This is a genomic window from Microbacterium sp. A20 (genome assembly GCF_004794515.1).
Taxonomy (GTDB): Bacteria; Actinomycetota; Actinomycetes; order Actinomycetales; family Microbacteriaceae; genus Microbacterium.
In genome coordinates, this window is record NZ_SSDF01000083.1 from 1 (window position 1) to 22355 (window position 22355).

Sequence of the window (22355 nt, forward strand, 5' to 3'; positions counted from 1 at the left end):
AGGGCCGCCCCTGGGCCCCTGAGCCTGTCACCCTGGGTCCCTGAGCCTGTCGAAGGGCCACGGTTATCCACACCCGGTCGTGGGCGATCTCGGTGCGCGCGACCATGGATCATGGCGTGGACATACATCCTCAGGTGCACTGACGACAGCTTCTATACGGGAAGCACCAACGGCGATCTGGAAGCGCGCGTCTGGGAGCACAACAACGACGATCAGTTCGCCGCAGAGTTCACGCGACGAAGGCGACCTGTCGTGCTCGTGTACGCAGAGCATTTCGAGACGGTCGATGCGGCGTTCTTCCGGGAGAAACAACTCCAGGGATGGAGTCGCCGCAAGAAGCTGGCCCTCATCGAGAACCGTGGGCATGACTTACCAGCCCTGTCGAGGTCAACCGGAGTCGGGACTCTTCGACACGCTCAGCGGCACGGGGAGACGGAGACTCAGCACCCCAGGGACGCGACCTGACGCTTCGACAAGCTCAGCGACCCAGGCAGGGGGAAGTTCAGCGACCCAGGCAGGGGGAAGTTCAGCGACCCAGGCAGGGGGAAGCTCAGCGACCCAGCCAGGGGGAAGCTCAGCGAACCAGGCAGGGGGAAGCTCAGCGAACCAGGAGGGGGAAGCTCAGCGAACCAGGAGGGGGAAGCTCAGCGAACCAGGCAGGGGGAAGCTCAGCAAACCAGGCAGGGGGAAGCTCAGCGCCCCAGGGAGGGAGAAGCTCAGCGCCCCAGGGAGGGGGAAGCGGCGGCTGCATCCCGGACGATCTGCACGTAGCGCGCGTGGGTCGCCCGCTGCACCATGCGCAGCGCCGGGCCGAGCAGACTCCAGAACCAGGTCGACGGAGACGAGATGGATCGCGCAGTGAACACGCCGTTCTCATCGATCCGAAACGACTCCTCTCCGTAGATCGGATGCCCAGGACGCGTCTCGTACCCGAACCCGCTCTCATCCGCCCAGACGATCCTCACCGGCTCGACGAAGCGCACGCCGAAGAGACGCTTCGCGAGCGTGCCCTCGAGCCCAGGCGCGGGTGCAGTGTCAGGCACCTCGAACCCAGCGCGGCGCTTGAACTCCCACGAACTCACCAGCGCGGCGACGGCATCGCGTGCCGCCGGGTCGACCACGGTCGAGTGCTCGGAGATCCGCATCCCATCAGGCGCAGTCGCGATTGGATGACGTGTCATCCCGCGCTCGTACACCGGCAGCGGCACGCGCTACTTCTTGTCCTTGCCCTCGACGTCACCCGACAGCGCGGCGATGAACGCCTCCTGGGGGACCTCGACGCGACCGACCATCTTCATGCGCTTCTTGCCCTCCTTCTGCTTCTCGAGGAGCTTGCGCTTGCGGGTGATGTCACCGCCGTAGCACTTGGCGAGCACGTCCTTGCGGATCGCGCGGATCGTCTCACGGGCGATGATGCGCGCACCGATCGCGGCCTGGATCGGAACCTCGAACTGCTGGCGAGGGATGAGCTTGCGCAGCCGCTCGGCCATCATCGTGCCGTAGGCGTATGCCTTGTCACGGTGGACGATCGAGCTGAACGCGTCGACCTTCTCGCCCTGGAGCAGGATGTCGACCTTCACCAGGTCGGCCTCCTGCTGTCCGGAGGGCTCGTAGTCGAGCGAGGCATACCCCTGCGTCTTCGACTTCAGCTGGTCAAAGAAGTCGAACACGATTTCGCCGAGCGGCATGTTGTAGCGCAGCTCGACGCGCTCCTCCGAGAAGTACTCCATGCCGAGCAGCGTTCCGCGGCGGGACTGGCACAGCTCCATGACGGTGCCGACGTAGTCCTTGGGAAGCAGGATCGCCGCCTTCACCATCGGCTCCGAGACCGAGCCGATGCGTCCGTCCGGATACTCGCTCGGGTTGGTCACGGTGACGGTCTCGCCGGTGTCACTCGTGAGGACCTCGTAGATCACGCTGGGCGCGGTCGTGATGAGGTCGAGATCGAACTCACGCGCGAGCCGCTCGGTGATGATCTCGAGGTGCAGGAGCCCGAGGAAGCCGCAGCGGAAGCCGAACCCGAGCGCCACCGACGTCTCGGGTTCGTACACGAGCGACGCGTCCGAGAGCTTCAGTTTGTCGAGTGCCTCACGCAGCTCCGCGTAGTCGCTGCCGTCGATCGGGTACAGACCCGAGAACACCATCGGCTTCGGGTCGGTGTAGCCGGGCAGGGCATCGGAGGCGGGCTTGCGTGATGTGGTGATCGTGTCGCCGACCTTCGACTGGCGCACGTCCTTCACGCCCGTGATCAGGTAGCCGACCTCGCCCACGCCGAGTCCCTTGGTCGGGGTCGGCTCCGGGCTCGACACACCGACCTCGAGCGCTTCGTGATTCGCTCCGGTCGACATCATCTGGATGCGCTCGCGGGGCGAGAGGCTGCCGTCCACCATGCGCACATAGGTGACCACACCGCGGTAGGCGTCGTAGACCGAGTCGAAGATCATCGCGCGCGCCGGCGCATCCGCATCGCCCTTCGGGGCGGGGATCTCCTGCACGAGCCGGTCGAGCAGCTCCTCGACACCGACCCCGGTCTTTCCCGAGACGCGGAGGACGTCTTCCGGCTTGCCGCCGATGAGGGAGGCGAGTTCCTTCGCGTACTTCTCGGGGTCGGCGGCCGGGAGGTCGATCTTGTTCAGCACCGGGATGATGTGGAGGTCGTTCTCCAGCGCCAGGTAGAGGTTCGCCAGCGTCTGGGCCTCGATGCCCTGCGCCGCATCCACGAGCAGGATCGCGCCTTCGCAGGCCGCGAGCGAGCGCGAGACCTCATAGGTGAAGTCGACGTGGCCAGGGGTGTCGATCATGTTCAGGGCGACGGTCTGGCCGTCGAGTTCCCACGGCATCCGCACGGCCTGGCTCTTGATGGTGATGCCGCGCTCGCGCTCGATGTCCATCCGGTCCAGGTACTGCGCCCGCATGTCACGATCCGAGACGACACCGGTGATCTGGAGCATCCGGTCGGCGAGGGTGGACTTGCCGTGGTCGATGTGGGCGATGATGCAGAAATTGCGGATCTGCGCAGCCGGCGTCGAGGCAGGCTGAAGAGGTGTGAGAGCGCGTGGGGACATGTCCCCTCGATTCTACGGTCAGGCGGCGGCAAACCCCGATTCGCGTGATGCTCCGCCGGGAAAGCACACTGGGCGGCCCCCGAGGGGACCGCCCAGTGTGTGGTGCGAACGGGGCTTACTTGGCCCAGCCCACGTTCTGCCAGAAGTTCGTGCCGGTGGTCGACTCGAACTGCGAAGGACCGTAGTTCACGAGACCGTCGGCGATCGCGTACTGGTTCGGACGTGCCGCCAGCGGGATCGTCACGGCTTCGCTCATGATGATCTTGTCGATCTCCTTGGCGATCTCGAGACGTGCCTCGGGGTCGAGCTCAGCGTTGGCTTCCGTCCAGAGACCATCCAGACGCTCATCCGCGACGCCGGGGAAGTTCTGACCCGAGTCGGCCGGGCTGAAGATCGACTCCGTCGAGGAGATCGGGAACGGCGTACCCTGCCACGCGAAGATCGTCGCCTCGAAGTCACGCGTCTCGGTCGTGATGTACTTCGTGAAGAAGTCTGCCGACGGGACGGTGTCGATCTTGACGTCGAAGCCCGCCTTGGCGGCCATCGGCTGGATCTGCTGCGAGAGGATCGCCGAGTTCGGGGTCTCCGAGGGGATCACGAGGCGAACGGTCAGCTTGGTGCCGTCCTTCTCGCGGATGCCCTTGTCACCCTCGACCCAGCCCGCGTCTTCCAGCTGCTTCTTGGCGGCGTCGACGTCGAACGCGATGTCCGCGCTGTCGTCTTCGTAGCCGTTCTGACCGTTGAGGAAGATGAGGTTGTTGAGGACCTCGGGCTCGACGCCCAGCGGCTCGATGACGGCCTGAGCCATGATCTGACGGTCGAGCGACTTCGCGAAGGCCTGACGGACGGCGACGTCCTCGAACACGCCGGCGGTGCCGTTGAGCGTGACGTGGCTGTACGTGACGCCCTTCGAGTTCAGGATCTCGGAGTCGGAGCGTGCCTTCGCGGACTCGAGCGTGTCGACGCTGGAGTTGATCGGGATCGCGTCGAACTCCTTGTTGGCGAACGCCTGGCCGACCGTCGAGCGGTCCGTGGCCTTGTAGTTGATCGTGTCGAGCTTCGGCTTGTCGCCCCACCACGTGGGGTTCGGCTCGAACGTGATCGTCTTGCCGGTCGCGTCGAACTTGCTCACGATGAACGGACCGCCGGAGACGTAGGTCGAGCCGTCGGCAGCGAACGGACCGTTCGCCCATGCCGTGTTGAAGCTCTCCGGGGTCGCCGTGAGCCAGCGGGGGTAGATCGTGCCGGTGCCGAGGATGGAAGGCCAGTCGGCGTTCTTGTTCGCGAACGTGATCAGCACATCCTGGTCGTTCTCGCCGGCCTCGATCGAGGCGACGTCCGACCAGACGTTGGTGGAGGTCGGGGCGAACGCCTCGTTCTTGCCGTTGAGGGCGTTGAACTGGCCCTGGAAGTCCTGAACACCGATGGGGGTGCCATCGGACCAGACGGCGTCAGGGTTGACCTTGACCTCGACGACCTGGGGGTCCTCGCTCTTCAGCTCGACCGACGTGGCGAAGTTCGGGTCGGCTTCCCAGCTGCCGTCCTCCTTGATGACCACGAAGCCGGGGGTGAACAGGCTCGAGATCGTGTTGTCGTCGACGGTGCCGGCATCGAGGTTGTAGAGGTTCCAGTTGGCCGGCGTCTCGTCGAGCGGCAGGTTCAGCGTGCCGCCGTCCTTGATGGCGTCGCGGTCAGCGGCGACCCAGCCGGTCGCGGGAAGCGCCTCCGGCGAGGAACCGCCGTCGCCGTCTCCTCCGCCGTTCGTAGCGGGCGCGCACGCAGAGAGCGCCAGCGCGACGCCGGCGATTCCGGCGAGGGCCGCCCATTTCTTGGAGTTCGACTTCATCGATCTCCCCCTTCTATCGTTTCGTGCAGACTGCACAGGACTCGTCCGAACCGGAGACCGAAGACAGCGACCGGCTATGGAGCAACATCATCGATGATCGCCCCGTACACCGGCATGTCAGGCCCGTGTTGTCCGGATCGTTACCTAGTTGTCGTTCAAACCGCATCGTCGTGCGGGGTGAAACGGGGTCGCGCCGTGGCTGACATCGCGTCGCGTCGGCCCGACCGCCGTGAACATGGCAACATGGGGAGCCTGCCGGCGATCGAAGGGGATATGCCGGCGTTTTGGAAAGACGGTCTCGGGTGCCTAGAGTAGCGAGGCCGCAACAGATGTCGGCTGCGCGGCGATCCCGCGCCGAAGGAGCTCCATGATCGGATTCATCGCCAAGCGTTTGGTGAACTATCTCATCCTCACCGTCATCGCCACCCTGGCCGGCTACGCACTCGTCTCCACCACTCTTCAGCCGGCGGCACGGTTCCTCGGCAAGAATCCCCCCGTCCCGCAGTCCAGCATCGACGCGGCGCTCGACAAGATGGGCGTCAACCCCGACGTCTCCCTGCTGCAGCGCATGTGGGACTGGCTCGTGCAGTTCGTCACCACCGGCTCCCTGGGGATCTCCACTCGCAGCACCGAGGTGACGGCCGACATCATCGAACGTGCCGGCACGAGCCTCCGACTTCTCATCATCGGCACCATTCTCGGAGCGGTCTTCGGAATTCTGCTCGGCGTGTGGGGGGCCATCCGGCAGTACCGCGCGAGCGATCAGATCATCACCTACGCGTCGTTCACGGTGCTCGCGACCCCGATCTTCGTGATCGCGGTGCTCCTCATGATCGGCGCGACCTGGGTCAACAACGCGTCCGGTCAGCAGCTCATCAACTTCACCGGCGAGTACAGCGTCGGGGTCACCGGGTTCTGGCCCGTCATAGGCGATCGAATAGCGCATCTGCTGCTGCCCACGATCGCGCTCACCGTGACCGCGGCGGCCTCCTACTCCCGGTACCAGCGCAGCGCCATGCTCGACGTGCTCTCCTCGGACTTCATCCGTACGGCACGCGCGAAGGGGCGGACCCGCGGATCCGCCATCATGCGTCACGGCGTGCGCGTCGCGCTGATCCCCATGTCGACCTTCTTCGCCTATTCGTTCGGCACCATCCTGGCGGGCGCGGCCGTGACGGAGAAGATCTTCAGCTGGCACGGCATGGGCGAATATCTCATCGACTCCGTGTCGAACAACGACATCAACGCCGCGACAGGCTCGATCCTGTTCGCCGCGATCCTGGTGCTCATCGCGGGCACGCTGGCCGACGTCCTCTACGCGGCCCTCGACCCCCGAGTGAGGATGTGACATGACGCTCGATCCCACACAGCTCGACGCTCCGCCGCTCGAGCCGGAGAACGAGGAGTCTCCGTCGATCCCCCGGTGGCGGCTGATCCTGGTCCGCACTTTCTCGACCAAGCGCGCCTGGATCGGCGCCGGCGTGCTCGTGCTGATGTTCCTGCTCGCCTACGTCGGCCCGCTGCTCTACCCGTGGTCCGCGACCGATCAGGACTACCTGTCGTTCAACAAGGGTCCGAGCCTCGACCACTGGTTCGGCACCGACACGATCGGCCAGGACATCTTCGCCCAGTCGATGGCCGGCCTGCAGAAGTCCCTGCTCATCGGCCTCATCGTCGGACCGGTCACGGCCATCATCGCCGGGCTCGTCGGCGCGATCGCCGGGTATGTCGGCGGGGCATGGGACCGGGTGATCGTCTGGATCATCGACCTGCTCCTCGTGCTGCCGAGCTTCTACATCCTGGTCCTGCTGAGCCCCCTGTTCAAAGACCTGGCCTGGGTCGCGCTCGTCGTGTTCCTCCCCCTCTTCGGCTGGATGGTGCTCGCGAGGGTCATCCGCGGTCAGACCATGTCGCTGCGCGAGCGCGACTACGTCAAGGCGGCGCGCTTCATGGGCGTCGGCGGTTTCACGATCATCCGCCGGCACATCATCCCCAACGTGGCTTCGCTCCTGATCATCGACGCGACGCTGGGTGTCGGCGCCGCGATCCTCGCCGAGACCACGCTGAGCTACTTCGGCTTCGGCATCCAGCCGCCCGACGTGTCGCTCGGCACGCTGCTCGCTGCGGGAAGCGCCGCGGCGACCACCCGTCCCTGGCTCTTCATCCCGCCGGCGATCATCCTCGTCGCCACCGTGCTCGCGTCGAGTCTGCTCGGAGATGCCCTGCGTGACGCCGTCGACCCGACCTCGGAGAACAACCGTGCCTGAACCCCTGCTTCGCGTCCGCGACCTCAACGTCACCTTCGAGACGAAGGCCCGCACCGTCCACGCGGTGCGCGGCGTCAACTACGAGGTCAACCGGGGAGAGTTCCTGGCGATCGTCGGCGAGTCCGGTTCGGGCAAGTCCGTGTCGTCGATGGCGGTCATGGGCCTTCTCCCGAGTACCGCCCAGGTATCCGGCTCGATCACGTATGACGGCACCGAGCTCCTGGGCTCCACCGACCGGCAGCTGTCGAAGATGCGCGGCTCCGACATCGCGATGATCTTCCAGGACCCGCTCTCGGCGCTGACGCCGGTCTACACGATCGGCCAGCAGATCATCGAGGGCCTCAAGCTGCACCAGCCGGGACTCAGCACCCAGGCGCTGGAGGCCCGCGCGGTCGAGCTGCTCGACATCGTGGGCATCCCGGAGCCCCGCCGACGCGTGAAGTCGTTCCCGCACGAGTTCTCGGGCGGCATGCGCCAGCGTGCGATGATCGCCATCGCGATCGCCAACGACCCGAAGCTGATCATCGCCGATGAGCCGACGACCGCGCTCGACGTCACCATCCAGGCGCAGATCCTCGACGTGCTCCAGACCGCCAAGGAGATCACCGGCGCCGCCGTGGTGCTCATCACACACGATCTCGGCGTCGTGGCCGGCAACGCGGACCGCGTGGCCGTCATGTACGCGGGCAGGATCGTCGAGACCGCCCCCGTGGACGACCTGTTCGCCCGCCCGGCCATGCCGTACACGATCGGTCTCCTGCGGTCGATGCCGAACATGGTCGACCAGCGGTCGGCGCGGCTGGTACCGCTCGAGGGCCGTCCGCCGCTGCTCACCGAGATCCCCACCGGCTGCCCGTTCGCCGATCGCTGCCCCGCGGTGATCTCGGCGTGCCACGACATCGAACCGGACCTGGTTCCGGTTGCCCCGATGCAGGCCGCGGCGTGCATCCGCGCGACCGAGATCGTCGACGGCCGCCTCCCCCGCGACGAGGTCTTCTCCCCGCCGGCGCCTGCGGAAGAGGTCGTGCGCGAGGTCGAGACCCGCGGCACCGTGCTCAAGGTCGAAGACCTCAAGCGGCACTTCCCGCTCACCAAGGGCACCGTCTTCCGCCGTCGTATCGGCACCGTCCGTGCGGTCGACGGCGTCAGCTTCGAGCTGGAGGGCGGCAAGACCCTCGGCCTGGTCGGCGAGTCCGGCTGCGGCAAATCGACCACCGTCATGGAGGTGATGGAGCTCGCCAAGCCGCAGTCGGGGCGGGTCGCCGTCAACGGCATCGACACGGCTTCACTCTCCCCGGCCCAGCGTCGCGCGCTCCGGACCGACATCCAGATCGTGTTCCAGGACCCGGCGGCCTCACTCGATCCGCGCATGACCGTCGAGGAACTCATCGGCGAACCGCTCACGGTGCACGACGTCCCGGCGAAGGAGATCTCGCGCCGCGTGCGCCGGATGCTCGAGCTCGTCGGCCTCGAGCCGAGCTATGCCCGTCGTTACCCGCACGAGTTCTCCGGGGGGCAGCGCCAGCGCATCGGCATCGCCCGCGCCCTCGTGGTCGAGCCGAAGATCCTCGTCCTCGACGAGCCGGTCTCGGCGCTCGATGTCTCGGTGCAGGCCGGCGTGATCAACCTGCTCGAAGACCTGAAGCAGCAGCTCGGGCTCTCGTACCTGTTCGTCGCCCATGACCTCGCCGTGGTGCGTCACATCGCCGACGACGTGGCGGTGATGTACCTCGGGCGCATCATCGAGTACGGCGACGTCGATGAGATCTTCAGCAACCCGCGCCACCCGTACACGCGCGCGCTGCTGTCGGCCGTGCCGGTCCCCGACCCGCAGATCGAGCGCACAAGGGAGCGCATCCTCCTCTCCGGAGACCTGCCGTCGCCGACCGAGACGATCACGGGTTGCGCGTTCCGCACGCGGTGCCCGCTCTACGCGATCCTCCCTCCGGAGCAGCAGGCCGAGTGCGAGACCAGGTCGCCGGAGCTGCGGCCCGTGGAGGGACGCGACGTCTCCTGCCACTGGGCGGAGCAGGACATCCTGCAGACCGCGTGATCGGTCGTCGTGGCGTCAGCGGGCGCGGCACGGAGCGCATCGTCGTCCGCGGCGCATCGGGCTGGTGGATCAGCGGTGTGCTGGCGGCGCTGTTCGCGTACCTCCTCATCGATGCGGCGATCCGCGCGGAGTGGGCGATCGTGCTCCTCTCCCTGCCGTGGATGGGCTTCGTCCTGCTGGTGTGCTGGATGCTGCTGATCCGGCCCTGCCTGATCGTCGCGCCCTCCACGCTCACCGTGGTCAACGTCTTCCGCACGCACACCATCCCCTGGCGCGAGGTGGCCGCGCTTCAAGTGCGATACCAGCTCGTCGTCGAGTTGACGGACGGCACCACGATCCGCGCCTGGGGTTCACCCACCGTCCAGCCGCGCCGGGACCGGGATGCCGACGTGTCGGCGCCGAACCGCTCCCGCGCCTTCGTCGGGGTCGTCGAAGCCATCGACCGGGCGCGCGACGACGTCGGGCGTGCACCGACAGGTTCGGACTCGCGAACCGTGAGCATCGCGTGGCGACCGCTCCTCGCGATCGTCCTGGCCCTGGCCCTCGGGGTGACGACCGCAGGACTGCTTCTCTGACGAGGAGTCTCGGAGCAGGCGCCGAGATCCTATGCTGAACGCGTGAGCGCACAGATCGTCCTCGTGCACGGCATCCGCACGTCCGCCACGATGTGGCGCGCGCAGCTCGCCTATCTCGATGCTCACGGTTACGCCGCCACGGCCGTCGACCTGCCGGGGCACGGCACCCGGATGGGCGAGGATTTCACGCTCCATGAGGCGCTGCACACGATCGATGCGGCGGTTCGAGCAGCGGCTGAGAAGGGGCCCGTCGTGCTCGTCGGTCACTCGATGGGAGGCCTGCTCTGCCTCGCCTATGTCGGCGGAGCGGACAAGCCGCCGGTCGCCGCTCTGGTCGCCGCAGCGTGCACCTCGCTCCCCCGCGGCGCAGGACTCCGGGCCTACCGACTGTTCGCCAGGGCCGTCGACTCGCTGCCGGACCGCGGAATGTGGCTCACGGCGCGCATGCTCGAGGCCACCATCCCCGCCGAGACGCGGTCGGACTTCGCCGCGGGCGGCTATGCGCTCGACACGCAGGATGCCGCGCTCCGCAGCCTCGCGACCCTCGACATCGCCACCGCCGTCCCTCGGATCACGATCCCCCTCTGGTTCGTCAACGGTCAGTACGACCAGCTGCGACTGAACGAGACGCTCTTCCGTCGCCTCGCCCCGCATGCCGAGCTGATCGTCGTTCCGCGCACGACCCATCTGGTGACGGCCATGCGTCCGCGGATCTTCAACGCGGTGGTGCAGGTGGCGATCGCGACGGTGGAGCAGGAGCCGGCTCGGTCATGAGCGCTTCGGCTCCCGGGCGAACGCGGTGAGCAGCCCGCCGACCAGGGACAGCACCGCCGCGGCGATGAAGACCAGCCAGAACCCGCCGACCAGAGCGACCAGCGCTGCCCCCAGGACCGGTCCGATCAGCTGGCCGAGGGCGGCCGTGACGTTCACGATCCCGAGGTCGCGCGCATGGTCCTGTTCGTCGGGCAACAGGTCGGCAGCGAAAGCGAGTCCCACCGTCGAGAAGGCTCCATAACCGAGGCCCATCAGGGCCGCGGCCACCATCGTCATCTCGAACGTCGGCACCAGCGCGATCGCGACGCCCGATGCTGCCTGCACCACGGTGGCGGCGACCGCGAGCGTGCGCCGGTTTCCCGTGCGATCGGAGACGATGCCAGTGACCACGGAGGCGATCACCACGAACACGGTGTAAACGACGATGAGCAGCAGGAGATTGTCCTGCGCGACGGCACTCGGCTGGCCGAGGCCGTGCAGCAGGAAGAACAGGAAGAGCGCCGTCCCGAGCGCGTTGCCGATGTTCGTCACCAGGCGACCGGAGAGCATCCAGGCGAAGTCCCGGTCGCGCAGGGATGCCAGCCGACGACGACCCACCGGCTTCGGTCGCATGGCCTCGACGCTCGGAGGGTCGGGCAGGAGCAGCGCGGCCGCCGATCCGACGACCGCGATCACTCCGGCGAGCAGCAGGTAGCCGTCGCGGATGCCGAGACCGAGGAGGACGACCAGCCCGACTCCCAGCACGATCCCCACCGCCTGGCTGGAACCGACTGCTGCGGAGGCCGCACCGCGCTGCGTCGACGGCAGCTGGTCGGCGATGAGGGCGGTGAAGGCTGCGGACGAGACGGCCACGCCGATCGACACCCCTACCCACCCGGCGCCGACTGCCCACGGACCCTCGGCGTATCCGGTCAGGACGAGGCAGACCGCGGTGAACAGAACTCCGCCGAGCGCCCACGGGCGGCGGCGGTGGCGCCCCGCGGCCGCGCGATCGGAGAGCGCCCCGGCGGCAGGACCGGCGATGATGCCGGCGAGCCCGCCGATTCCGAGCACCAGCCCGGAAGAGACGACACCGCGGATCCAGTCGTCTTCCGGGGTGTCCAGCTGCAGGGGAAGGAGCAGCTGCACGGGTGTGAGCTGCACGGTCCAGATCGCGAGCCACGCCAGCGTGAACAGCGACATCCATCGTGTTCCCGCTCGAACCGTGCGGGTGCCCGTGGTCTCGCTCAACTCGCCACCGCCGTCGCGGCCGCTGCGCGCGAACTCGCGATCACGTCCCGATACCAGTCGTAGGAGGCCTTGGGCGTGCGTTCGCCCGTCTCGAAGTCGACGTGCACGAGCCCGAACCGCTGGGTGTAGCCGTCTGCCCATTCCCAGTTGTCGAGCAGCGACCACACCGTGTACTCCTCCACAGACACTCCGGCGTCCACCGCCTCCCCGACAGCCGCGAGGTGACCGGCCAGATACTCGATCCTGTCCGTGTCGTCGATGCGGCCCGCGCGAGCGGGTTCGGGGAAAGCCGCTCCGTTCTCGGCGATGACGACCGGGGGAAGATGCGGATGCCGTGCGTGCAGGTCGATCAGGAGATCGCGGAGGGCTGCGGGCATGATCGGCCATTCCGGCCCGAAGCCGGTGACCGGAACGCCAGGAGTGGGCACGATGTCGAACGGCACGGGGCTCCCGGCAGCGGCAGTCGTCACGGTCGTGGGGTTGTAGAAGTTGATGCCGTAGAAGTCGATCGACCGCCCGATCTCCTCGAGATCCCCGTCGCGCACCGGCATCGGGGGAAGCCCGAGCGACTCGAGGTCCGGGTACGCGCCGTCGAGGAGCGGTGCGCTGAAGACCCGGTTGTGGAGCAGATCGTAGACGGCGGCGGCTTCGCGGTCCTCGGCCGTATCGTGCAGCGGCAGAACCCACGTGTGGTTGTTCGCGAGACCGACGGTGGAGGCACCTCGTTCCCGCAGCACCGAGGCGGCGCGGGCATGGGCGAGCAGCTGGTGGTGGGCGGTCGGCAGCGCGTCGAAGAGCAGCTGTCGTCCCGGGGCGAGCGTACCGACCGCGTACCCCTGCAGCGTCGTCATCGCCGGCTCGTTGATCGTGTACCACTGCCTCACGCGATCGCCGAGACGGTCGGCCACGATGTTCGCGTACTCGGCGAAGCGCTCGGCGGTGTCGCGCTCGAGCCAGCCGCCGTCGGCCTCGATCGCACTCGGCATCTCCCAGTGGAAGAGGGTCGGGAACGGTGCGACGCCCGCCTCCAGCAGGAGGTCCACGAGCCGCGAGTAGTGGTCGAGCGCGCCCGCGTCCCCCGCACCCCGGCCGTCCGGCTGCACGCGCGCCCACGGAATGGAGAACCGGTAGCGGTCCAGCCCCAACCCCGCGGCGAGAGCCACATCGGCCTCGGGATGCCGATAACTGTCGCACGCGGGATCCGCGGTCGACCCGTCGATGATCGCGCCCGGTCTCTCGAGGAAGTCGTCCCAGATGGAGCGACCGACGGCCCCCGTCGGGCGCGAACCCTCGATCTGGAAGGCGGACGTCGCTGCGGACCAGCGGAGGCCTGCGGGCACGGACGGAGGAACGTGTTCGGGGGTCATGTGGCTCCTTGACAGCGGTGTCGGGATAGTGATGATTCTGCACCCGGTTCCAGGAGATCCGCGACGGAGTATCGTGATCCGTCTGCCGTTTCGCGTGATCACCCCCTCTGCTGGTAGACTCGACTCTTGGCTTGCGTGTGGGTTCTTCCCTCACGACCGCTGTGCAGCAGCCCTCTTCTGCTGCCGGCATTCCGAACACTCCTGTACAGAAAGCGTCCACACGTGGCAAACATCAAGTCGCAGATCAAGCGCAACAAGACCAACGAGAAGGCGCGCGAGCGCAACAAGGCCGTCAAGAGCGAGCTCAAGACGGTCATCCGCACGACTCGCACGGCAGTCTCCGCCGGCGACAAGGCAGCAGCCGAGGCCGCGCTGAAGAAGGCCGCCGTCAAGCTCGACAAGGCCGTCAGCAAGGGTGTCCTGCACAAGAACCAGGCGTCGAACCGCAAGTCGGCTCTCGCCAAGCAGGTCGCTTCTCTCTGAGCGGAAGCTTCTGAGAAAGGCCCGTCCCGTTATCGGGGCGGGCCTTCTTCGTGTCTCCGGAGCGCCGGGCGATCCGCAGAGTGAGGACGCGCGGCTACTCCTCGCCGAACGGACGACGAGTGGCGATCACCGTGACCATGCGCTCGAGCGCGAAGATCGGATCGCGGGCCGCACCCTTGACCTCACCGTCGGCGCGCGCCGTGGCCTGGATCGCCATCCCGAGCGAACGCTCGTTCCAGCCGGCGAGGTCGCGGCGGGCACGATCGACCTGCCAGTCCTTCATGCCCAGGCGCTGGGCGAGCTGCCTGCTCGGTTCCCGGTTTCCGGCGACCCGAGCCATGGTGCGGAGCTTCATCGCGAAGGCCGCGACCATCGGCACCGGATCAGCTCCGGACGACAGCGCATGGCGGAGTGCGACGAGTGCCTCGCCGTAGCGGCCGGCGATCGCCGTGTCGGCCACGACGAACGCCGACACCTCAACCCGGCCGCCGTAGTACTTGGTGACGACCTCTTCGGAGATGTCACCCTCGACGTCTCCGATGAGCTGCTGGCAGGCCGCAGCCAGCTCGGTGAGGTCATCGGCGAACGCGGAGACCAGCGCGCGAAGGGCCGCCGGCGCGATGCGCTTCTTGGCCGTGCGGAACTCGCCCGCGGCGAAGTCGACGCGGTCGCCATCGCGCTTGATCGCCGGGCAGGCGATCTCGATCCCTCCGCCGGTTCCGGCGCGGACGGCATCGAGCAGCTTCTTGCCCCGCACGCTCGCCCCCGTGTGCCGCAGTATGACCGTCGCCCCCTCCTGAGGATTGTCGAGGTACGACACCGCCTCCTTGATGAAAGCATCGGAGCATTTCTCCACGCCGGAGACGCGCACGAGCCGCGGTTCGCCGAAGAGGGATGGAGACGTGAGGGACAGCAGGGTTCCCGGCGCGTAGTCGTCGGCCCGCACGTCGCTGACTTCGAGGGCGGGGTCTTCGGCACGGAGGTAGTCGCGGACGCCGGCGATCGCGCGCTCGGCGCAGACCTCTTCCGGCCCGGAGACGAGCACGATCGGAGCCGGATGAGGCTCTCGCCAGGAGACCTGAGGAATCTTCGTGGGTTTCGCACCGCCACGGGAAGGGGGACGCGAGGCTGCCATGGATCCAGACTACCGGCGGTCGCCGACACCGCTGCCCGCGCGCTCAGGGCAGTGGCTTGTCCGTCCACACCTGCAGCTCGCCGTCTCCGACGCCGAGAAGGATGCGTCCGTGCTGATCCGTGCGCAGCGCCTGCCCTCCGCCCGCCGAGACGAGGTCGAGGGTCTCGCCGCGGGGATGGCCGTAGTCGTTGTCCGCTCCGACGCTGAACAGCGCCACGCGCGCCTGCACGCCCTCATAGAGACCCGCATCCTGGTCCGCGCTGCCGTGGTGGGCGACCTTGACGACGTCGTAGCGTCCGAGCCGAGCCGTGCGCAGCAGCATCCGCTGGGGAGCTGCCGACAGGTCGCCGAGGTAGAGGGATCGGGGCACCTCTCCCCCGTCGAACTCCATCACCACACTCGCGTCGTTGCCGTCGGGGAAGGCAGCCGAACCCCGCACCGGCCACAGCACCCGCCAGGCGGCCTTCCCCAGCATGCCGCGCTGTCCCATCCACGCCTCCTCGACGCGTGCGCCTCCCCCGCTGAGCTCCTCGAGGAGACGTCGATCGCCTCCCTCTGCGACCGGACCGTGCAGCACTGCGTCGACCCGCCCTCGGATGGCGGCGACCCCCCCGGCGTGATCGAGGTCGAAGTGGGTGAGGACGAGGAGATCGATGTGCCCGATGCCGAGGGACCTCAGGCACGCCGCCAGAGGCTCCGGAGCCGGCCCCGTGTCGATCAGCGCCGCCCGCGTCGCCGAGCGCACGAGCAACGCGTCGCCTTGCCCGACGTCGCACGCGGCGATTGACCATCCGTCGGGCGCCGTCGCCGTGGCGAGCGGTCCGTCGAGGAGCACCCGGGCGCCGGCGAGCGAGAGCACGACGATCAGGACCGCGGCCGCGGCCCGCTGCACGATGAGTCCCCCACGCCCGGTCGCCGCTTCCCTGCTCTGTCGACCGAATCTGATGACGACGACCACGATGCACACGCTCACGAGAGCCACGAGCAGTGCACTGCCGATTCCCGCGGGCAGCAGCAGTTGTGCTCCGGGCAGCCGTGCGGCGGTGGTCGCCGTGGTGGCGATCCACGCTGACGGTAGCCAGGCGGACGACGCCAGCAGATCCGCGAGAGTCGGCAGCGGAGCCGCCAGGCAGGCCAGCAGGCCGACCACGGTGGCGATCGGCGCCGCGGGTGCGGCGATGAGATTCGCGGCGATGCCGATGAGCGACTGCTGCTCGGCGAAGAGAGCGATGATCGGGCCGCACGCCAACTGCGCAGCGAGCGGGACCGCGAGAGCCAGCGCCACCGGTCCGGGCATGATCCGCGCCAGCCCGCCGGCGAGTGGTCGCGCGAGCATGACCAGAGCACCGGACGCGGCGACCGACAGCGCGAACCCCGGAGTCGCCGCCAGCCACGGGTCGGCGACGAGAATCCCGGCAGCGCACAGCGAGAGCATGCCCGCGCCGGCACTCGGGCGGCCGAGCAGCACGGTCAGCATGCCGACCGCCGCCATGACCGCTGCACGGATCACGCTCGGTTCCGGCGTGACGAGGACGACGAATCCCGCCAGACCCAGCACGGAAAGGACCCCCCGCAGTGCCCGCCCGGCTCCGCACAGGGCGGCGAACCAGAAGATACCGCCGACGACGATCGCGCAGTTCGCTCCAGATACAGTTTGCGTAAGAGGTGGGTACTTAACCGGTTGACGCTACCCCTGTGCCGCGCAGGGATGCTGGGCGTCACAGGAGCAGCGCGATCCGCTACCTAGCTAGGCACGCCGACCAATCGCATGAAGCGCGTGCGGATTGCGTCCTCTCCGCCTTCGAGGATCTCGCGAACACTGTCCTTGACGTCGGGGTGCTGCAGTGTTCCAGAAGCTTCGATAGCGGGCAACGCCGCGTCGTGTTCGAGCACCAGGATGTTCTCGGCCCCGGAGGTCACAACTACATTGGCGTTATGTGTGGACACGATCAGTTGCCGGTTCTGCTTGATCTTCTTGAGGGTTTCCACAGCGAGGTACCTGATCAGCTTGTTCTCAAGGTCGTCCTCAGGCTGGTCGAGCAAGAGGGGCTCGTCCCCCATCTGAAGGATCACAGCGAGAAGGGCTGCAGTTTTTTGACCAGGCGATCCTCGATCGACGGCCACGAAGTCTGCCTGCCCGTTCGCCTGGTACATCACACGAATGAGGTCGTCAGGGAACCAAAGCATGATGTCGGTGACCAGATCGAAGCTGTCAGAAGTAGCCAGCCTGGAGTAAAACCGACCATCGATCTTCACCGCGCTGGCAATCTCCGATTCAATTCCGGCCTCAACGAGCTGAATCAACTTGCCCTTGAAGCCCGAAACGTCCTGCGCGAATCGCGAGTCTTGCGGCACCTTATCGCTCACTAACAACGGAATCCCATCCTGAGCGAAGGCTCCTTCGAACGAATCAGGTGTCCGCAACAGCGTGCGCAACTCGTCACCGAGGCCTGCAACGCTTCCCTGTTCGAAGACCTCCAGCTTCGTGCGAGTTCCCTGCGTAGCGTTGAGACTCTTCGTATAGCCCCGCCTGCGGGTGAAAAGCTCAGCCCGCTTCGCACGGATACTCCGCATTACCTCGTCTATCACCCCTTCTTGCGCGCTGCGTCTAGCCTCCGCGTTCTCAAGCTGTTTGAGTTCGGCCGTCAGCTCTGCTTCGAGTTTTCGGTCGTGACTGGTCTGATCGGCAGACGCAGCGGATACACCACCCTGTTCGTTCATCCACGCACCCAGCCGCGCAGCCTCTTCGGTCCAGTACTTCGCTGTGCCTGTAGCTATCCAAGCCTGACGAGCGGAGCGGACAACTGCGGCGGCTTGATCGAGGAGTATGGCCGCGCTCTCGTAAGAAGCCACGTAGTCCAAATACTCGGTGCTTTCATCGGCGTCCATGGGCAGGGTGCGAAGCGAGGCGGCCTGCTGAGCGATGATCGCTTCGATCTCGCTGCTCATCAAGTTCGCAGAGTCGACAGTCCGGGTCTTCGTCTCGAGCTGAGACAGCCTCGCGTACTCGGGGCTAGCACGAAGATCTTCGAGGTGGCGTAGTCGCGCTTGCACCTCTTGGAGCTGTCCTTTCAGGCGGTCAGCCTTCTCCGACTCTGCAAGGAGCTGTCGGAGCTTGTTTCGCTCGGTCTTGAATCTGAGCCGGAGTTCCTCGTATTGCTCCTCCCACTCGGCTTTTCGAATCTCCGGCATGTCGTCGACAAGCTGGAGGAAGCTTTGCGGTTTGGTCGCCATTTCATAGATCTGTTTCTGGCTGAAGACTCGCACAGGCGCACGATCGACTACTCGTCCCGATTGCTGCTCCCACGCCGAACCATCCCAAAGCGCGAGGCTCGAATGTGAAGGTGAAGCCCCGACCCACCTGATCCTCAGCAGCTGTCCGCCTCGTGCGTAAATCACCTCAATCTCAGTCTCGTCATTCCACCATCGCTCGCTCGCATCTGTCGTTGGCGCAAATCGAGCCAGATCAGCCGCGAGATTGGCTGGCAGCTCATCTACCCGACCATGCGCCAGGCGAAGGAGCTCAACGAGCGTTGACTTCCCGACGCCACGACCGCCGATCAGGCAGTTCATCCATGGGCCGAACGTAAACTCACGATGCCCGCCCTTGTGCCTCACCATGATCGCTTTGATATGGTCGTGCTTCACATCATTCAGGTCGTGGTCACCTCGTCGAAAACGACGGATCGACTCTGACGGCTCGGCCAGCGCCAATCGAAAGCCCTCCATCGTGAGTGTCTCAGCTTTGACCATCGTCAGGTGAGTGCCCGGCGCTTTTGCTGCAGCCGGATCGGGAGCACCATCCGTGGTGAGGTGATGCGCATCGGACCCGAGAAGAGGCACCCACCCACGTTTGCTTGCCTCGCCCACCTTGCCGTCATCAGCAACTTCAGCCGCGATGACATGACCACTGGCGGCGAGGGTGTCCAGTTCGCGGGGATCCAGACCGAGGACGCCAGCGCGCTGGTCGATGTGGGCCGGGATTAGCATGCCGCCCAAGTCGCGAACCACTTCAGCGGCCGCGTTCACAGTCATGTCGGCGACTTCGTCGCTACGTCCTGGCGTTCCGTCGAACTTGCAGCGCGCGAGCACTCGGATGACGATGGAGGCATCACACGTGTGCTCGAACACCGCAAGCGCATGAAACCCTCCGGCGAGAGTCAGCTCGACTCCTGGGAAGATCACAAGTGGCGGCAAATCGGGATCTGCGTCCTGGAGTGTTCTGAGCGCGGCTCGCGCCGCGTCAATACCTTCATGCGAGTTGTGGTCAGTTACTACGATCCCGTCGACGCCAGCATCGATGTATGCACGGACCCAAGTCTCAAACGAAGGCCGCGGATTGGTCGTTGTCTCACCCTCGAACCCACCGTAATCGAACGATGCCGGCGAGTGAGCATGGATGTCCAAACTCCACCATCTCGCGCCAACATAGCCTGTTTGAGGCGCTGCGCCCTCAAGATGTGCGGGGGGCTCACCCTCTGAGTTTTCCATGCTTCATCGTCGCATGAGGATCGGCCCCGGAACCGCCCGACGGGCGCGAGTGGACGATGATGCACAAAACCATTTCGAGCGTGCAGCGCTCGCGCTACAACCGGGTCAGACCGCATGGACATGGATTAGACAAAGGTTGGCTCTTCACGAAGGCACGAGTCAGCCGAAAACTCTGGCATGCACGCCCGGTTTGATGAAGATGCTCAGACCTCGCTCGCCCCCGCCTGGCCCAACCGATCGAACGTCGGAAACCATATCGGAGGGCACCGACGTCACGCCCGAGGTGACCAGCGGATGGATCCCCGCTCCTAAGCCCGACCGCCTACGCCACCCTCGCGACGGTCGCGGTCGCGACGTCTTAGATGCCCTGTACACGACCAGTGAAGAGGGACGGTGAATCATGATGCAAACGTGGCGGACGACAAACGAAGCCGATCAGCGCCGGAGAACTCGGTCGATCGGATCGCCAACCGCGAGCTGCAAGCGCATGTCGTGCGAGTGCCCAGCGGTAAGCTCGACGCGATGCCTCTCGACTCAGCCAAACGTGTGCGTGAGTATCTCCGCGTCTCGCTCGATCGTTCAGGCACGGGGAAGAGTCCTGATCAGCAGCACGATGAGATCGTCGCTGAGGCCCAGGGACGCGGATGGCAGGTTCACTCCTCCCCCTACCGTGATGACAACCGAAGTGCCAGCCGCTACGCGCGACGGCAGCGTGAGGGATTCGCCCAGCTGATTTCAGATCTTGAGGACGACACCTTCGACGCTGATCTCCTCGCGATATGGGAGTCGAGCCGCGGTTCCCGCCGCACTGGTGAGTGGATTGACCTCGTGGACCTCTGCCGTGAACGCGGCGTCAGCATCTGGGTCCTGACCCATAACCGCGTCTACGACCCAGCGAACGCTCGGGATCGCCGCAGCCTCCGCGAAGACGCCTCTGACGCCGAGTACGAGTCCGATAAGACCAGCGAAAGGCTGAGACGCGATATGCGTGCGGCGGCGAAACGCGGTCGCCCCCACGGTAAGAACGTTTACGGCTATCAACGGGTCTACTCTGTGACCTCAAACGGCACCAAGGTGTTGGACAAGATCATCGAGCACCCGGATCAAGCCTGGGTTGTCAAGGAAGCGGCAGCGATGGTGCTTGCTGGCCGCTCGTACTACGACATTGCAGCGACGTTCAACGAACGCGAGATCCCACCGCGACGGCCCGCGCGCTCTGAGCACCGACGGTCGCTTGGCTGGACCGCGCCCGCTGTTAAACAGATGTTGACCATGCCCGTGTACATGGGGCAGCGAGTGCACAACCCCCGCGAGGGCGAGGCTGCGACGTACGACGGCATCTGGCCCGCCTTGATCGACCCCGACGACTGGCAGCGCCTCCAGTCTGCGATGACATCACGTGGATTCAAGTCGAACAACTGGCCCGCTACCCATCTGCTGTCCGGGATCGCTCTGTGCGGAATCTGCGGCGCCCGGATGCGAGCCGGAAAACAGAATGCTGGCTCGTCAAAGGTCGACGAGGACGGCAACGTTATCCCCCGGCCTCGCTACTACGCCTATAACTGCATCGGTACGCCGGGACGACCGGGATTCCACGTCTCGATGCGCGAAGAACATCTCGACCTGCTGGTTACCGAGCTAGTCCTCGCTCGCCTCGAACGCCCTGACTTCCTCGCCACCCTTGGTGGACAAGACGAGGAAGCGGATGCCGAGCGGAGGTCGATCGTCGACGAGATTCGAGGCCATGAGCAATGGCTCGAACAAGTCGCGATGGAAGCCGAGCGGCGTCGGGATCTTCGCATGCTCACCGAACAGCGTGATCTCGTCGAACCGAAGATTGAGGCGGCGCAGAAGCGGCTTGAGTCGCTTGCCGGCGCTGACCCTCTCATCGTCGAACTCGTCCGATCCCGACAGATCAGAGAAACGTGGGCAGAGTGGACTGACAAGGGCGATATCGTGCGTCAGCGCCATGTCATTCGCGAGCTAATCGTGCCTCAGGTGCATCGCGTGCCGCCGGAAGCCGTCGGCAAACGCGGCCTCAATCCCGAGCGTGTGACGTTCGACTGGCGCTGACGACTAGACAGGTCTTCAGCCTGAGCCCTCAGAGCAGGTTGGCTTCACGAGCTCGCACGATCCAGTTCGTCGCGGTCCGTGCGTGCAGCCCGAAGGTTTCCGCCACTGCCTTAGCGGGCGGGTATCTGACGACACTGGCGAGCCGGTAGACCGTTGCCACATCAGCCACATCGACGCCCTGCCCTTTCCGGTGCGCGAGACGATCTCGGTGTTGCCGAAATTCAGGGGCAACAAAATCGACGACAGCGTCTGACAGCGCGCGTCCTTCGAGCTGAAACGTGCGCGGAAGCACCCACCGCAGGACGCTTAGCGGAGCTACCGCACGAAGCAGGGAACCGCTGACCTCGGCCCCTCGTCCAGCGGTCACTGTCACCTTATGTAGTCGGTAGCTTCCACTGGAACGCCCGAGGTGAGCTTCTATCTCGAGAACCGAATCATCACGCTCGTTAGCTTGCACCCCGGGGAGGTTCGCTAGCTCGCCCCAAGCTCTGACAGTCGCGGGTGCCCATACGCCCGGATACACAAGATGGCGATCGGCGCTGAGGTCGATACTCCATCCCCGGTCTTCGATGTCTGTCTCGGGTGTGATCGGCACGACGACCATCCTATCGATTCCCAGACTTGTCCGAGCTAGGCAACGCATGTAATGTATCAAACACAACAGAAGAACGAACCGGCGGAGCCATCTTCAACTTCCATCGTGGCCGGAACACTCAGTCCCGTCGCGGCGGCCTCTTCGGGACATAACCGTAAGGAGTGTTCCGTGGAGTCCACCGATTCAACGACACCAACGCCCGAAACTCTGCTGAGTGCCTTCTCTGTCGCTCAAGCTGAGGACATCACCACTCGATCGAGCTTCGTTCTCCGCGCTGACATCCGCGCAGGCAAGCTGACCGCCTACAAATTTGGTGGCCTCTGGAGGATCCTCCCCTCGGATCTTGAGGCGTACCGCGCATCTCTGATCACTCCGTCGCGGAGCGCACGTTGAGCGCGGGC

General features: G+C 66.0%; 17 protein-coding genes and 1 pseudogene. 8 read left to right on the forward strand and 10 right to left on the reverse strand.

Annotation, left to right across the window (positions count from 1 at the left end):
- Positions 1–111 precede the first annotated feature (111 nt).
- Positions 112–465, forward strand: coding sequence for a GIY-YIG nuclease family protein (locus DW298_RS12845; protein WP_136042872.1), 354 nt, complete (start codon positions 112–114; stop codon positions 463–465).
- A gap of 251 nt (positions 466–716) precedes the next feature.
- Here DW298_RS12845 and DW298_RS12855 read toward each other — a convergent pair whose 3' ends face one another.
- From DW298_RS12855 to DW298_RS12865, 3 genes are all read right to left on the reverse strand, one after another.
- On the reverse strand, positions 717–1181 hold the full coding sequence (locus tag DW298_RS12855) for a DUF1990 family protein (protein ID WP_136042873.1): 465 nt from the start codon (positions 1179–1181) through the stop codon (positions 717–719).
- Positions 1182–1211: 30 nt separating this feature from the next.
- A complete protein-coding gene (gene lepA, locus DW298_RS12860) occupies positions 1212–3065 on the reverse strand; it encodes a translation elongation factor 4 (RefSeq protein ID WP_136042874.1) in 1854 nt (617 codons plus the stop codon).
- Positions 3066–3180: 115 nt separating this feature from the next.
- Positions 3181–4911, reverse strand: a complete 1731-nt coding sequence (locus DW298_RS12865) for an ABC transporter family substrate-binding protein (RefSeq protein WP_136042875.1) — start codon at positions 4909–4911, stop codon at positions 3181–3183.
- Between the two features lie 367 nt (positions 4912–5278).
- On the opposite strand from DW298_RS12865, the gene DW298_RS12870 reads away from it, so the two are divergent.
- Genes DW298_RS12870 through DW298_RS12890 form a run of 5 tightly spaced genes read left to right on the forward strand, consistent with a single transcriptional unit; the run spans position 5279 to position 10580 of the window.
- Positions 5279–6259, forward strand: coding sequence for an ABC transporter permease (locus tag DW298_RS12870; protein ID WP_091036971.1), 981 nt, complete (start codon positions 5279–5281; stop codon positions 6257–6259).
- Between the two features lies 1 nt (position 6260).
- Complete coding sequence (locus DW298_RS12875; RefSeq protein WP_136042876.1) at positions 6261–7178, forward strand: ABC transporter permease; 918 nt, start codon at positions 6261–6263, stop codon at positions 7176–7178.
- Positions 7129–9231, forward strand: coding sequence for an ABC transporter ATP-binding protein (locus DW298_RS12880; RefSeq protein ID WP_136042877.1), 2103 nt, complete (start codon positions 7129–7131; stop codon positions 9229–9231). The genes DW298_RS12875 and DW298_RS12880 overlap by 50 nt, the downstream gene beginning before the upstream one ends.
- Entirely contained in the window at positions 9228–9806 is a 579-nt protein-coding gene (locus DW298_RS12885; protein WP_136042878.1) for a PH domain-containing protein, read from the forward strand. The genes DW298_RS12880 and DW298_RS12885 overlap by 4 nt, the downstream gene beginning before the upstream one ends.
- 42 nt (positions 9807–9848) lie before the next feature.
- Positions 9849–10580, forward strand: a complete 732-nt coding sequence (locus DW298_RS12890; protein ID WP_136042879.1) for an alpha/beta hydrolase — start codon at positions 9849–9851, stop codon at positions 10578–10580.
- On the opposite strand, the gene DW298_RS12895 is transcribed toward DW298_RS12890, so the two are convergent.
- Entirely contained in the window at positions 10575–11810 is a 1236-nt protein-coding gene (locus tag DW298_RS12895) for an MFS transporter (protein ID WP_240745126.1), read from the reverse strand. The two genes, DW298_RS12890 and DW298_RS12895, sit on opposite strands and share 6 nt — an antisense overlap.
- Positions 11807–13177, reverse strand: a complete 1371-nt coding sequence (locus DW298_RS12900) for a GH1 family beta-glucosidase (protein ID WP_136042880.1) — start codon at positions 13175–13177, stop codon at positions 11807–11809. The genes DW298_RS12895 and DW298_RS12900 overlap by 4 nt, the downstream gene beginning before the upstream one ends.
- A 222-nt stretch (positions 13178–13399) precedes the next feature.
- Here DW298_RS12900 and rpsT point away from each other — a divergent pair, with 222 nt between their 5' ends.
- Positions 13400–13660: a 30S ribosomal protein S20 gene (rpsT, locus tag DW298_RS12905; RefSeq protein WP_017830351.1), complete on the forward strand. Its 261-nt coding sequence runs from the start codon at positions 13400–13402 to the stop codon at positions 13658–13660.
- 94 nt (positions 13661–13754) lie between these two features.
- Here the strand turns inward: rpsT and holA are convergent, their stop codons facing one another.
- The 4 genes and pseudogenes from holA to DW298_RS12920 all read right to left on the reverse strand — a co-directional run bounded on the left by holA (position 13755) and on the right by DW298_RS12920 (position 19286).
- A complete protein-coding gene (gene holA / locus DW298_RS12910) occupies positions 13755–14795 on the reverse strand; it encodes a DNA polymerase III subunit delta (RefSeq protein WP_136042881.1) in 1041 nt (346 codons plus the stop codon).
- 43 nt (positions 14796–14838) lie between these two features.
- Complete coding sequence (locus DW298_RS19750) at positions 14839–15768, reverse strand: MBL fold metallo-hydrolase (protein ID WP_342670895.1); 930 nt, start codon at positions 15766–15768, stop codon at positions 14839–14841.
- Positions 15748–16434: pseudogene (locus DW298_RS19755) on the reverse strand (ComEC/Rec2 family competence protein); the annotation flags it as partial. The pseudogene DW298_RS19755 and the gene DW298_RS19750, both read right to left, overlap by 21 nt.
- Before the next feature lie 104 nt (positions 16435–16538).
- Positions 16539–19286: a TrlF family AAA-like ATPase gene (locus DW298_RS12920; protein WP_136042883.1), complete on the reverse strand. Its 2748-nt coding sequence runs from the start codon at positions 19284–19286 to the stop codon at positions 16539–16541.
- A gap of 411 nt (positions 19287–19697) precedes the next feature.
- Here DW298_RS12920 and DW298_RS12925 point away from each other — a divergent pair, with 411 nt between their 5' ends.
- The gene (locus DW298_RS12925) at positions 19698–21359 is read left to right on the forward strand and encodes a recombinase family protein (protein WP_136042884.1); all 1662 of its coding nucleotides are present in this window, start codon (positions 19698–19700) and stop codon (positions 21357–21359) included.
- 28 nt (positions 21360–21387) lie between these two features.
- Here the strand turns inward: DW298_RS12925 and DW298_RS12930 are convergent, their stop codons facing one another.
- Positions 21388–21954 carry a hypothetical protein gene (locus DW298_RS12930; RefSeq protein WP_136042885.1) on the reverse strand — a complete coding sequence of 189 codons (567 nt, stop codon included), beginning with the start codon at positions 21952–21954 and terminating at the stop codon, positions 21388–21390.
- Positions 21955–22355 lie beyond the last annotated feature (401 nt).